Below are 13,532 nucleotides of genomic sequence, written 5' to 3'. Positions count from 1 at the left end.
TTATATACTGTAAAGGGGATGTGTTCGTATGACATCAGCGCATTATTCCATTCTTTCTCTTAACCTGGGAAAGCCGCAGACGCTTGAATACGATGGAAAGAAAATAGAGACCGGCATCATGAAGCGGCCGGCTGCTTCCGCGGTTATGCTGTATCGGGAGAATTTTGAAGGAGACGGACAGGCAGACCTCGTCAATCATGGCGGCCCTGATAAGGCTGTCTGTGTCTATCCCGCGGAGCACTATCCGTTTTGGATGGAGTTTCTCTCAAGATCGCTCCCGGACGCCGCGTTTGGTGAAAATCTCACGGTGCAAGGCCTGACTGAGGAGGACGTTTGCGTAGGGGATGTCTTTCAGCTGGATGATGCCGTTGTTCAGGTCAGCCAGCCACGTCAGCCGTGTATAAAACTGGCCAAAAAGTTTGGTGTGAAGGATATGGTGCTGAAAGTTCAGCAAACCGGATATACAGGATTTTATTTTCGCGTGCTGGAAGAGGGCAGGGTCGCTCCGGATGCAAAGCTCGAACTGCTGACCAGAGGCGAAAAAGGCATATCCGTCCAATTCGCAAACCATATCAAATACCATGACACAAAAAATCTCACTGCCATTGAACGGATGTTAAGTGAAGAAGCATTGTCTGAAAGCTGGAGATCTTCCTTTATCAAAAAACGGGACAGGCTGCTTTCGATTCAATAAAAAAGCCGCGCATCTAAACGTGCGCGGCTTCACCATGTCAGGATTGTTTTTTCTTTGTTTCAAGCAGGTTGGCAAGAAAATAGGTTTTATAGCTTTGAAGCTTTCTTCCTTCATATTTCGTGATGCCCTGCTTTTTTAATTCTGCTACATACCAGCCTTTACTGCCGTAATGCATGTCAGAAAACTCCTTTCCCTATCTGATTGACCAAACGATTGGCATTGTAACATCTATCAAAAGATGCTGAAAAGAGATGCGGGGGAAACTGAGTCTTTCGCACTAGTGATGCGAACGTTCTTCCTGTATGTATATGCGGAGTAAACGCTGAATATGATTTTAATGCCCGGTGAGTTTCAGCACGACAATGCCAAGTGTCATGATGCTGAACACAATACCGATATATGTAAGCATCCCGTTTTTTTTCTTCATGCCGAAAACGGTCATGATGATGCCTTCAATGAAAAAGACGATTCCAAAAATAATAAACCACATGCGGACAAAGGCTCCTTTCACAGACATTAATCCTAGTGTAGCATATCTGGATGGGCCGGGCTGTGACAATATAAAGAAGCCGGGCATACGCCCGGCTTAGGTGTTTTATTGTTTCTCAACCAATTTGACTAATAGCTGTGCCAAATGATTTTTCTCATCATCATCCGCAACGCTCCAAAGTTCCTGAAGCAGCATTTCTTCGCCGTTTTGCGGCTCTTCATGTTTCGCGAGGTAGTCTCCCAGGATCGCAGCGCTTTTGACAAGCTTGCCGTCATCTAATCCTAATTTCTTGCCCCGGTTAACTTGTTTTTTCAGGTAGTCTTTAAATTCTTCAAAGTCTTTTAAAATTTCTTCTTTTATCGTTCCGTGCATTGCATTCATTTCGTTTTCAATTTGAATTTTTTCTTGATCTCTGTTCATTACAGTGCCTCCTCCTGTGAATAGTGATGATTTACCTGTAAAAGGAGGAGGTTAAACATACGAAATGTGTTTTTACAGCTTTGTCAGGATTATCGGCTCGTCTTTGGTGATGACGATGGTGTGCTCAACTTGGGCGACCATGCTTTTATCCGGCGTCTTAAAAGTCCAGCCGTCTCCAGCTTCGACGATGGTTTCCGCTTTTGTTGAAATGAATGGTTCAAGTGCAATCACTGTGCCGTTTTTGAAGAGTGCGTTATCAAATGGATCATAATAGTTCATGATGTGGTTCGGCGCTTCGTGAAGGCTTCTGCCGATTCCGTGGCCGGTCAAGGTTTTAATGACGGTAAATCCTTGAGAACGTGCTTCATGATAAACGGCTCTCCCGATCTGATTTTGGCGCTTGCCGGCTTTTGCCTGCTGCAGGCCTTTTTGGAAAGCATCCTCCGCGCATTGGCATAGCTTATGAAGGCGTTCTTCTCCTTCACCGAGCACAAATGAGATGCCTGTATCGGAGTAGAACCCACCGAATTCAGCAGAGATATCAATATTCACAAGATCTCCGGCTTTTAAAATAGTGGATGTGCTTGGAATACCGTGCGCCACCTCATCATTTACACTGATGCATGTAACACCGGGAAAGTCGTATTCTTTTTCCGGAGCCGAAACAGCGCCATGCTCGTCAAGCACTGCTTTTCCGATAAGGTCAAGGTCTTTTGTACTCATGCCGGGCTCTGCTTTTTGTTTCATTTCTTCACGCGCCAGCGCTACGATTCTGCCGATTTTTTTCAGGCCTTCTAATTCTTGATCGTTTGTTACAATCATCTGTCATTCCCGCTTTCTTTTTTAAATAATCTAGTTTAAGCTTACCACAATTGGCTCTAGAATAGGAAACACGCGAACCTGAGAAAAAAGAAATAGGCCGGGAAAATTGGTATAGATCACTAGATATCTTGTATGGTATATTTTTAAAAAAGGGTAAGAGGGGGATGGGTATGCTTTCATTTTTACAAAAGCTTGGAAAGTCATTTATGCTCCCGATTGCGGTTTTGCCTGCAGTCGGGATTATCCTTGCACTTGGCAGGGAGGATTTATTCGATATCCCGTTTGTTTATCAAGCGGGAACTGCTGTTTTTGATCACCTGCCGCTTATTTTTGCGATTGGGATTGCCATCGGCATTTCAAAGGACAGCAATGGGGCTGCGGGTTTATCAGGGGCGATTTCGTATCTGATGCTCGACGCGGCAACAAAATCAATTAATGAAGCAAACAACATGGCGGTATTTGGGGGAATTATTGCCGGTTTAATAGCGGGTTACACCTATAACCGCTTCAAGGATACAAAACTGCCGGAATATCTCGGATTCTTTAGCGGTAGACGGCTTGTGCCGATTGTCACCGCTATTTTCACAATCATTTTAGCAGGGATATTCGGTGCGATATGGCCGCCAATTCAATCGGGAATTAACGCGTTTGGGGAGTGGATGCTTGGGCTTGGCGGGATCGGCGCGGGCATATTCGGTTTATTCAACAGGCTGTTAATTCCGCTTGGTCTTCACCACGTGCTGAATAATATTTTCTGGTTCCAATTCGGCGAATATAACGGAGTGACAGGCGATTTGGCGCGCTTTTTCGCTAAAGACCCGACAGCGGGCACATACATGACGGGCTTCTTCCCGATTATGATGTTCGGTCTTCCGGCCGCATGTCTGGCAATGATTGTGACTGCCAAGCCGTCAAAGCGAAAAGCAACGGCCGGAATGATGATTGGTTTTGCTTTGACTGCCTTTATTACAGGAATTACGGAGCCGATTGAGTTTGCATTTATGTTTTTATCTCCGCTGTTATACGCTGTGCATGCAGTTTTAACCGGACTGTCGTTATTCATCGTTAATTTGCTCGGCATACGCTCTGGATTTTCTTTTTCAGCCGGTGCCATCGATTATCTTTTGAGCTACGGAATTGCAGAAAAGCCGCTGCTTCTGCTTCTGGTAGGTATATGCTATGCGGCTGTATACTTTGTCGTGTTTTACGTTTTAATTAAGACGTTGAATTTGAAAACGCCGGGACGGGAAGATGATGACTTGGATGAGGTGCTGGATGAGAACACAGCACAGTCTGTCAATGAAAACATCATGCTGAAGGGGCTTGGCGGAAAAGAAAACCTGCAGACGATTGATCACTGTGCGACAAGGCTGAGACTGACAGTGAAAGATACTTCTTTAGTGGATGAAGCGTTATTAAAGAAAGCAGGCGCAAAAGGAGTCGTCAAATCGGGCGGGCAATCAGTACAAGTCATTATTGGCCCGAATGTCGAGTTTGCGGCAGAGGAATTACGTGCTGCGGTGAAATAGAAAAAGCAGAGAGGCTGGCCTCTCTGCTTTTTTCTTATTTATCTTCGTCTTCTGTTGACGTCTCTGAATCTTCGCCGTGTTTTGTGTAATCATAATCGGAAGGGTTCACCTTTGTAAAACCTTTCGGGTTGTAGAAACGCAGCAGGTCTCCGTTTATGATTTTATCGGACATTTCGAGTTCCTTCTTGACGAGTGAGTCTTCTGACTTGTCGATCTCAGATTCATCAAGCTGTTTACCGGTTTTTGTGTCATAGTACTTGCCGGATATTTTCGTGTACTTCGGTGATATAAAGTCTCCGTTACGGAACGGAATCACTTCACGGTGTTCTTTAGATAAAATATCAGAACCGGACATCAGATAGTCTTTTGTATCCACTCCGAGCAAATGCAGAAGGGTTGGAGCCACATCGACGTCTCCGGCATATTTATGAACTTTTTCGCCCTTCACGCCGGCTGCGTGGATAAAGAGCGGCACCCGCTGAAGCTGGACGTTGTCATAATCGGTAATTTCATCTTTGCCAAGCACTTTGGCCATCGCGTTATTGTGGTTTTCAGAGATGCCGTAGTGGTCTCCGTACATCACGATAACCGATTTATCATATAACCCGTCTTTTTTCAGGTCATTGAAAAATTGTTCAATGGACTGATCAAGGTAATGGGCTGACTGGAAGTAGTTGTTGACGACAGAGTCACCAAAGTCTCCAGCCGGGAAGTCCGTATCCCCCTCATCCATTCCGAATGGGAAGTGGTTCGACAGGGTAATGAACTTCGTATAGAACGGCTGCGGCAAGCTTTCTAACAGCGGCATTGATTCTTTGAAGAACGGTTTGTCTTTCATGCCGTAGTTTTTCGTGTTTTCTTCGTTCATGTCATAGTAGGCAGAGTCGAAGAACTTATCGATGCCTTCCGCTTTGTACATTTCGTTTCGGTTCCAGAACGTCTGCGTATTCCCGTGGAACGTAGCAGATGTGTAATCTTTAGACTTCAAAATCGCCGGAACGGATTGAAGCGTGTTTTGCGCTTTGTTAACGAAAACGGAACCTTGAGCCAGCGGATACAGAGAGTTTTCCATCATAAATTCCGCATCCGATGTTTTACCTTGTCCTGTTTGGTGGAAAAAGTTATCAAAGTAGAACGTTTCGTTATCGTGTGCCAGTTTATTTAAGAACGGTGTAACTTCTTTGCCGTCAATCTTATAGTCGATGATGAAGGACTGCAAAGATTCAAGTGAAACGTAAATGACGTTTTTTCCTTCCGCTTTGCCGAAATACACATTGTTCGGCACATCGTAATTGGCTTTCATGTAGTTCTCAACTTCCGTCACGTCGCTTGAATCGGCGAGTGCGCGCTGGCTGTTGGATTTGACATTCTGCACAGCATCATAAATCGTGAAATTGTATGTTCCTAAATATTTGACAAGGTAGTTTCGGTCAAATGATCTAGTCAGCAATTCAGGACGGTCTGATTCCGCAACTGCCAGGTTGATTAAGAAAACGAGAATCGAAGACGCAAGAACGATTCGGAATGATTTTTTGTTAGACGACGCCTCGGCAGGCTTGTTCACTTTAATCGCTAAGATAATCAGAATGATCGTATCAATAAAGTAAAAGGCGTCAGTCGGTCTCATCAGCGAAAATGCGCTGTCACCGAGTTGGCCGCCGTTTGTTTTAGCCTGCATAATGACCGGAATCGTAATAAAATCATTGAAGAATCGATAATACACAATGTTTGCGTACAGTAAAAAAGACATTAAAAAATGAATCACTATGATGGCTGTCTGCTGTAATTTTTTCTTGAACAAAAGTCCAAATCCAAGAAAGAATAAGCTTGAGCTGAGCGGATTCACAAAAAGCAATATTTTCTGGATCGTGTTGTCTATTCCTAAGTTAAAGTTCAGGACATAACCGACATACGTCTTTACCCATAACAGGACGACCGCAATTAAGAAGAAGGCCAGTCCTCTTTCTTTTATAAATGTTTTCATTGTTACACTCCTTTTTTCCGATCACAGTTCGAGCGAAACGATAGAAAAAACGAACGTATCCAATATAACACGAATCGGCTGATTAGAAAAGTGAAAATCGTCCGATGGAAAATGTGGCGAAAAACGCCGTCGAATCAACGTTTTCCTAGGAAATCGCCAGATGTAAAAACAGGTTTCTTTCTGTCAATAAAGGAATAATATGGTTTGTGACAGCTGTATGATAAAATATGTTCATTACATGAATAGAGGTGGGACGATGGATTTTTCTCATATTGTGTCTGAAGATAAGATTAAACGCGCCATCAAAGACGGAGAATTTGACAACCTGCCGGGAATGGGAAAACCGCTGCCAAAGGATGATGCGGCCCACTTGCCGGAATCTCTGCGGATGGGATATCGTATGTTAAAAAATGCAGGGATGGCTGAGGATGAGGGTGCACTTAAAAAAGAGCTTATGACCCTCAACCATTTAATCTCCAAGTGCTATGACGAAAAGGAACGTGAGCAATTAGTAAGAAAAAAATCAGAGAAGCAGCTGATGCTCGATAAGCTTGCCGACAAAAAAGGCATGTTTTCCAAACCAGCGTCATCGTTTTATAAGAATCAAGTATATGATCGCCTTGGGCGAAACAGACCTTCTTCCACTTAATTTTCCTTGTCAGACGGCTGTTTTTTAGCCATCCAATTTCCTTTCTTCCTCAATTTGACTCAGTTCTGTCTGTTCTAAAAGGTTTATGTTTTTCCATCTGTGGGGAAATGACCCATAAACGGGTAAAGGGTGATGGGATGGAACGACTATTGGAATGGGTAGAGCGTATATCTGATTGGCTGTGGGGACCGCCGCTAATCATCTTACTGACGGGGACGGGATTGTACTTCACCATTTTGCTGAAGTTTTTTCAATTTCGCTATCCTCTATACATTTTGAAGCAGACGATCGGCAGCGTAGGAAAAAAGCCGAAGGGAGAAGGGACAGTTACGCCGCTTCAGGCATTGACGTCAGCCCTCAGTTCGACGATTGGGGCGGCGAACATTGTCGGGGTGCCTGCGGCTATCATGTTTGGCGGTCCCGGGGCTGTTTTTTGGATGTGGCTGGTTGCCTTATTTGCTATGGCGATTAAGTTTTCAGAAAGTGTGCTTGCTGTTCATTACAGGGAAAAAAATGAGCAGGGTGAATTTGTCGGGGGACCGATGTATTACATAACAAAAGGACTGCGCATGAAATGGCTCGGCGTGTTTTTTTCTGTTGCACTGATCGTAGAGCTGATTCCAAGCATAATGGTTCAGGGGAATTCAGTTTCAGTTTCTCTTGCCGAAACGTTTTCTTTCAATAAAATATACGCCGGAATCGGCATCGCGTTTTTGATTGGTTTAGTTGTAATTGGCGGGGTGAAGCGGATCGGAAAAGTAACTGAGTTTGTCGTGCCTCTCATGGCAGGGGCATACGCGGGAGCCGGTCTCCTGATTGTTCTAATGAATCTTTCATCTGTGCCGGTGTTTTTCTCTCTTATTTTTTCGAATGCGTTTACTTCTTCTTCGGCAGCAGGAGGATTCGCAGGCGCTGCCTTGGCTGAAACCATCCGCTGGGGGTTTGCCCGCGGCCTGTATTCTAATGAAGCCGGGATGGGAACAGCCCCGATTGCACATGCGGCGGCAATGACTGACCACCCCGTAAGACAAGGCTTCTGGTCTGTGATCGGAATTGTCATTGACACCTTGATTATCTGCACCACCACGGCATTTGTCGTCCTTGCATCCGGTGTCTGGACAGGGAAGGACGCCTCAAATGACCCAGCAGCATTGACTACGGCTGCATTTCAGCATTATTTCGGAGCTGGCGGAGGGTACTTCGTTTCGATTTCTCTCGTCTTTTTTGTTGTCTCGACCATTATGGTTGTCATATTTTACGGCGTAAAACAAGCTGAATTTCTATTCGGACGGCTGTCGGGACATGTCATTAAATTCGTTTATTTAGCGGCTATTATCATAGGTGCCGCAGGCGGAGCAAAAGCCATCTGGGGCTTTCTGGACTTAGCGTTAGCTTTCATTCTCGTTCCGAATGTGATTGCGCTGTTATTATTGAGCAAGAAGGTAAAAGCGCTCTATACCGAATTTTTCACATCTGAACAGTATTACCTGAAAGATAGAAGAAAAACGAAACAGGGCCCTGTTTACCAAACAAAAGAAGCTAAAAATTCGTAGTGTTTTTGGAATTCAACATCGTCTAACTCTTGATGATCAAATAGATGAACAAAGGCAGCACAATCGCATCACCCCATTAACGAGCGTTAGTGACTCTGAGGCTTTCTGTAAAGCCTCTCTTGAACCTCCTTTAGCCGCCTTTTATTTTTACAATCAGGCATTTTGACGTCGACAAAATAATAGTTTCAAACTCGTCTCTGCCAATACACTGGAAATAGACAGCGTATCGGCAGAGATTCCTCGTCTTTCTCTATTTCATCCTTCAGATGCCGCAAAAAGGAAGGAGGGCGTGATCCTGAATAGATTCAGATTTTACGATTCCTTCGATATATACAACAAATCCGCACAGACCATTTCCGAAGTCAAACCCCAGCCTTCTGTTAATAGTGTTTTCCTTGAGATAGGAGAAATCGGCCCTTCCTTGTTGGCCTCGAGCTCACGGAGGAACTTGCAGGGCATTCTCGTGTTTATTCATAGGGCTCACCTCTCAAAACAGTTGCTAGCTTTTTAGAGCAACCTTTCTGTTAAGCCATTCTATGACTTTACGAATAGTATGAAAGCGCTACAAAAAGTTGTTGACTACATGTATATACAGGACTACAATATAAACATAAGTTGTATATACAAGTTATCAAACGGAGGGGTTGGCATGGGGGAACTGAACAGATCAGCACGGCAAATTGTTGAAGCAGTCGGCGGTGCTGAAAATATTGCAGCGGCAACTCATTGTGTAACACGTTTACGCTTCGCGTTAATAGATGAAAGCAAGGTTGACCAAGAGGCGCTGGATCAAATCGATGTTGTAAAGGGATCGTTTTCGACAAACGGACAGTTTCAGGTTGTAATCGGCCAGGGAACAGTCAACAAAGTATATGCGGAACTGGTCAAGGAAACGGGGATTGGCGAGTCAACAAAGGACGATGTGAAGAAAGCCTCAGAAAAAAATATGAATCCTTTGCAGCGTGCTGTGAAAACGCTTCCAGATATCTTTATTCCAATTTTGCCGGCGATTGTCACGGCAGGTCTCTTAATGGGGATCAACAATATCTTAACGGCGCAGGGGATTTTCTTCAATACGAAGTCGATTGTGCATGTGTATCCGCAGTGGGCGGATCTCGCCAATATGATCAATTTAATCGCAGGCACGGCCTTTACGTTCCTGCCAGCGCTGATCGGCTGGTCGGCGGTGAAGCGGTTTGGCGGAAATCCGCTCCTTGGCATTGTACTCGGCGTTATGCTCGTGCATCCAGATTTACTGAATGCGTGGGGCTATGGAGCCGCGGAACAAAGCGGAGAGATCCCCGTATGGAATCTTTTCGGTCTAGAGGTGCAAAAGGTCGGCTACCAAGGGCAGGTGCTCCCGATTTTGCTCGCTTCGTATTTGCTTGCCAAGATTGAATTGTTTTTGACGAAACGGACGCCCGAGGGAATACAGCTTTTAGTCGTCGCGCCGATTACCCTGCTCGTGACGGGTTTTGCGTCCTTTATCATTATCGGTCCGGTCACATTTGCGATCGGGAATGTGTTAACTTCGGGGCTTATCTCGGTGTTCGGCTCATTTGCCGCGCTGGGCGGGCTGCTGTACGGCGGCTTATACTCAGCGCTGGTGATTACCGGAATGCATCATACGTTTTTGGCAGTTGATCTGCAGCTGATCGGCTCTAAGCTCGGAGGCACATTTTTATGGCCGATGCTGGCGCTGTCAAATATCGCCCAAGGATCAGCGGCACTGGCGATGATGTTTATCGTAAAGGATGAGAAACAAAAAGGTCTTTCCTTAACATCAGGCATTTCCGCTTATCTGGGCATTACAGAGCCTGCCATATTCGGGGTGAACCTTCGCTACAGATTTCCTTTTATCATTGCGATGATCAGCTCAGGGCTGGCCGGGATGTATATCTCATCTCAAGGCGTTTTGGCAAGCTCCGTCGGTGTCGGCGGCGTGCCCGGCATTTTCTCGATTATGAGCCAGTACTGGGGCGCATTCGCAATTGGAATGGCGATTGTCTTAATTGTTCCGTTTGCCGGAACATACGCTTATGCGCGACTGAAACGTAAATAACAAAGGGGAGCGGGACGTGTGATTGACGGTCCCTTTTTCCCTTTTTCATTAAAAAAGACGGTGGTGGAGACAGATGACAACAGAACAAACACCATGGTGGAAAAAAGCCGTGGTTTATCAAATTTATCCGAAAAGCTTTAAAGATACGACGGGAAACGGCATTGGCGATTTGAATGGAATTATTGAAAAGCTTGATTACTTACAAACGCTTCAGGTTGATGTTCTTTGGCTAACGCCGATTTACGACTCGCCGCAGCATGATAACGGGTATGATATTCGGGATTACTACACGATTTATCAAGAGTACGGCACAATGGAAGATTTTGAACGCTTATTAGCGGAAGCGCACAAAAGAGGCTTAAAAGTCGTCATGGATCTTGTGGTCAATCATACGTCAACTGAGCACAAATGGTTTAGAGAGGCGATTTCTTCAAAAGACAGTCCATACCGTGATTTTTATATATGGAAAAACCCGAACGAAGACGGCACAGCCCCGACAAACTGGGAATCGAAATTCGGCGGCTCGGCATGGAAGCTTGACGAAGCCTCAGACCAATATTATCTGCACCTGTTTGATGTCACACAGGCTGATTTGAATTGGGAAAATGAAGAGGTCAGAAAGCATGTTTACGAGATGATGCATTTTTGGTTTGAAAAAGGAATCGATGGCTTCAGGCTTGATGTTATCAATCTGATTTCAAAAGACCAGCGCTTTCCGAATGCCAAAGACGGCAGTGACGGCCGTTCCTTTTATACAGACGGACCGCGTGTACACGAGTTTTTGCATGAGATGAACAGGGAGGTATTCGCGAAATATGACAGCATGACAGTCGGTGAGATGTCTTCTACATCGATTGACCATTGCATCCGTTATACAAATCCGGGCAACGAAGAGCTTGATATGACGTTTAACTTCCATCATCTCAAGGTCGATTATCCAAACGGAGAAAAATGGGCCTTGGCTCCGTTCAATTTTCTGAAGCTGAAGGAGATCTTATCCGTGTGGCAGACGGAGATGCAGGCGGGAGGGGGCTGGAACGCTTTATTCTGGTGCAATCACGATCAGCCGCGCATTGTATCGAGATATGGAAATGACGGTCCATATCGGGTGAAATCGGCAAAAATGCTTGCGACGGCCATTCATATGATGCAGGGCACACCTTATATTTATCAGGGTGAAGAGCTCGGCATGACGAATCCGAGATTTACCGGCATCAGCTCCTATCGGGATGTTGAGTCGCTGAACATGTATCACGCCTTCAAGAAAAAAGGCATGGCGGAGAAAGAGATTTTAGCCATTTTACAGGAAAAATCCCGTGACAATTCCAGAACACCCGTCCAGTGGGATGATACGCCGAATGCCGGATTCACATCAGGCACGCCATGGATACCTGTCGCCGGCAATTACCGGGAGATCAATGCAGAGGCGGCGCTGAAGGACAAACATTCGGTCTTTTATCACTACCAGAAGCTGATTCAGATTCGCAAAGCGTATGACATTGTCACAGACGGAACGTATGAACTGATCGCAAAGGACGATCCAAACGTGTTTGCGTATATGAGACATGGTGAAAATGAGAAGCTGCTCGTCATCAATAATTTTTACGGGACGGAGGCAGCCTTTACACTGCCGGACACGCTTAAGCCCGACGAGTGGGAGGCAGAGGTGCTTCTGACAAACGATGAAGAGAGAGAGGAACTGAAGAATATGACGCTCCGCCCGTATGAGTCCATTGTTTATCATTTAACAAAACCGTGCTAAACTAAGCTGGGTGGTCATAAATGAAGGTGAATAAATTTATCACAATCTATAAAGACATCGCACAGCAAATTGAAGACGGCCAATGGAAGGCGGAGGAGATTCTTCCGTCTGAACATGAATTGACCGCACAGTACGGCACATCAAGAGAAACGGTCCGAAAGGCGCTTCACATGCTGGCTCAAAATGGATATATCCAGAAAATCAGAGGGAAAGGCTCTGTGATTCTCAACCGTGAAAAAATGCAGTTTCCGGTCTCAGGGCTTGTCAGCTTCAAGGAACTGGCGCAAACTTTGGGGAAAGAAACGAAAACAGCCGTTCACAAATTCGGGCTGGTGCCCCCGTCAGATCTGATCCAAAAACAGCTTCGAGCACAGCCGAATGATGACATATGGGAAGTGATCAGGTCAAGAAAGATTGACGGGGAGCATGTCATTTTGGACAAGGACTACTTTTTCAGAAAGCATGTGCCTCACCTGACGAAAGAAATTTGCGAAAACTCCATTTATGAATATATTGAAGGAGAGCTTGGTCTTTCGATCAGTTACGCACAGAAAGAAATTGTGGCCGAGCCTTGTACGGATGAAGACAGGGAATTGCTTGATTTACGCGGCTATGACCATATGGTGGTTGTGAGAAACTATGTCTTTTTAGAGGATACAAGTCTCTTTCAATATACGGAAAGCAGACACCGTCTGGACAAATTCAGGTTTGTCGATTTTGCGCGACGGGGAAAATAAGAGCGCCTGCCTGCGGCAGAGCGCTTTTTCTCTTGGTATCAAAATTGATACTATCATACAAAAATGTGCGTACTTTTACTTTTTATGAGAATGGCTACAATAGAAGTGAGAGTAACCAAAAGGAGAGGTGTTTAACATGGCAGAATTAAAAAAACAAATTCTGGATGCGTACCATTTCAGACATGCGACGAAAGAATTTGACCCGAATAAAAAAGTATCAGACAGCGATTTTGAATTTATTTTAGAAACAGGAAGACTGTCTCCGAGTTCACTCGGCCTAGAGCCTTGGAAATTCGTTGTCGTGCAGAATCCGGAATTCCGCGAGAAGCTTCGTGAATTCACATGGGGCGCGCAAAAGCAGCTGCCGACTGCAAGCCACTTTGTGCTGATTCTGGCACGTACGGCGAAGGATATCAGATATGACGCTGACTATATCAAACGCCATTTAAAAGAAGTGAAACAAATGCCTCAGGACGTGTACGAAGGCTACCTGAGCAAAACCGAAGAATTCCAGAAAAACGATCTGCATTTGCTTGAAAGTGACAGAACATTGTTTGACTGGGCATCCAAACAAACCTATATTGCGCTTGGCAACATGATGACAGCCGCTGCGCAAATCGGCGTTGATTCCTGCCCTGTGGAAGGCTTCCAATATGATGAAATTCATCGTATTCTTGAAGAAGAAGGCCTTCTGGAAAACGGAAGCTTTGATATTTCTGTCATGGTGGCGTTCGGCTACCGTGTGCGAGACCCTCGTCCGAAAACAAGATCTGCTGTTGAAGATGTTGTGAAGTGGGTATAAAAAAGAAAGCTGCTCGATAACGAGCAGC

At 45.2% G+C, this 13,532-nt stretch carries 13 protein-coding genes; 8 read left to right on the top strand and 5 right to left on the bottom strand.

Translation table 11 applies throughout. The features are described 5' to 3' along the window. The first annotated feature begins 28 nt into the window (after positions 1-28). Positions 29-694 (top strand): MOSC domain-containing protein, encoded by a 666-nt coding sequence (locus NST16_RS13945; RefSeq protein WP_340887196.1) that lies wholly within the window; start codon positions 29-31, stop codon positions 692-694. A gap of 37 nt (positions 695-731) precedes the next feature. Here the strand turns inward: NST16_RS13945 and NST16_RS13940 are convergent, their stop codons facing one another. The 4 genes from NST16_RS13940 to map all read right to left on the bottom strand — a co-directional run bounded on the left by NST16_RS13940 (position 732) and on the right by map (position 2,426). Beyond that, positions 732-869, bottom strand: coding sequence for a YflJ family protein (locus NST16_RS13940; protein ID WP_010333376.1), 138 nt, complete (start codon positions 867-869; stop codon positions 732-734). 159 nt (positions 870-1,028) lie between these two features. Beyond that, positions 1,029-1,184, bottom strand: a complete 156-nt coding sequence (locus tag NST16_RS13935) for a hypothetical protein (RefSeq protein WP_185848173.1) — start codon at positions 1,182-1,184, stop codon at positions 1,029-1,031. Between the two features lie 105 nt (positions 1,185-1,289). Next, positions 1,290-1,604 carry a DUF3243 domain-containing protein gene (locus tag NST16_RS13930; protein ID WP_010333378.1) on the bottom strand — a complete coding sequence of 105 codons (315 nt, stop codon included), beginning with the start codon at positions 1,602-1,604 and terminating at the stop codon, positions 1,290-1,292. Positions 1,605-1,676: 72 nt separating this feature from the next. Further along, on the bottom strand, positions 1,677-2,426 hold the full coding sequence (gene map / locus NST16_RS13925) for a type I methionyl aminopeptidase (RefSeq protein WP_268450860.1): 750 nt from the start codon (positions 2,424-2,426) through the stop codon (positions 1,677-1,679). A 170-nt stretch (positions 2,427-2,596) separates the two neighbouring features. Here map and nagE point away from each other — a divergent pair, with 170 nt between their 5' ends. Continuing rightward, positions 2,597-3,955 (top strand): N-acetylglucosamine-specific PTS transporter subunit IIBC, encoded by a 1,359-nt coding sequence (gene nagE / locus NST16_RS13920; RefSeq protein WP_229148918.1) that lies wholly within the window; start codon positions 2,597-2,599, stop codon positions 3,953-3,955. A gap of 34 nt (positions 3,956-3,989) precedes the next feature. Here nagE and ltaS read toward each other — a convergent pair whose 3' ends face one another. Next, the gene (gene ltaS, locus NST16_RS13915; RefSeq protein ID WP_340887195.1) at positions 3,990-5,939 is read right to left on the bottom strand and encodes a lipoteichoic acid synthase; all 1,950 of its coding nucleotides are present in this window, start codon (positions 5,937-5,939) and stop codon (positions 3,990-3,992) included. A 256-nt stretch (positions 5,940-6,195) separates the two neighbouring features. Here ltaS and NST16_RS13910 point away from each other — a divergent pair, with 256 nt between their 5' ends. From NST16_RS13910 to NST16_RS13885, 6 genes are all read left to right on the top strand, one after another. Further along, on the top strand, positions 6,196-6,588 hold the full coding sequence (locus tag NST16_RS13910) for a DnaJ family domain-containing protein (protein WP_029441300.1): 393 nt from the start codon (positions 6,196-6,198) through the stop codon (positions 6,586-6,588). A 137-nt stretch (positions 6,589-6,725) separates the two neighbouring features. Beyond that, the gene (locus NST16_RS13905; RefSeq protein WP_168747199.1) at positions 6,726-8,141 is read left to right on the top strand and encodes an alanine/glycine:cation symporter family protein; all 1,416 of its coding nucleotides are present in this window, start codon (positions 6,726-6,728) and stop codon (positions 8,139-8,141) included. Between the two features lie 649 nt (positions 8,142-8,790). Then, the gene (treP, locus tag NST16_RS13900) at positions 8,791-10,203 is read left to right on the top strand and encodes a PTS system trehalose-specific EIIBC component (protein WP_340887194.1); all 1,413 of its coding nucleotides are present in this window, start codon (positions 8,791-8,793) and stop codon (positions 10,201-10,203) included. A 73-nt stretch (positions 10,204-10,276) separates the two neighbouring features. After that, positions 10,277-11,965 carry an alpha,alpha-phosphotrehalase gene (gene treC, locus NST16_RS13895; protein ID WP_340887193.1) on the top strand — a complete coding sequence of 563 codons (1,689 nt, stop codon included), beginning with the start codon at positions 10,277-10,279 and terminating at the stop codon, positions 11,963-11,965. 20 nt (positions 11,966-11,985) lie between these two features. Next, entirely contained in the window at positions 11,986-12,702 is a 717-nt protein-coding gene (treR, locus tag NST16_RS13890; protein WP_168747202.1) for a trehalose operon repressor, read from the top strand. A 136-nt stretch (positions 12,703-12,838) separates the two neighbouring features. After that, positions 12,839-13,504 (top strand): NAD(P)H-dependent oxidoreductase, encoded by a 666-nt coding sequence (locus NST16_RS13885; protein ID WP_168747203.1) that lies wholly within the window; start codon positions 12,839-12,841, stop codon positions 13,502-13,504. Positions 13,505-13,532: the final 28 nt, after the last annotated feature.

The sequence above is a fragment of the Bacillus sp. FSL K6-1005 genome, assembly GCF_038000225.1.
Lineage (GTDB): Bacteria > Bacillota > Bacilli > Bacillales > Bacillaceae > Bacillus > Bacillus mojavensis.
Note: the sequence above shows the minus strand (reverse complement) of the source record. Positions and strands in the feature narration are given on the sequence as shown.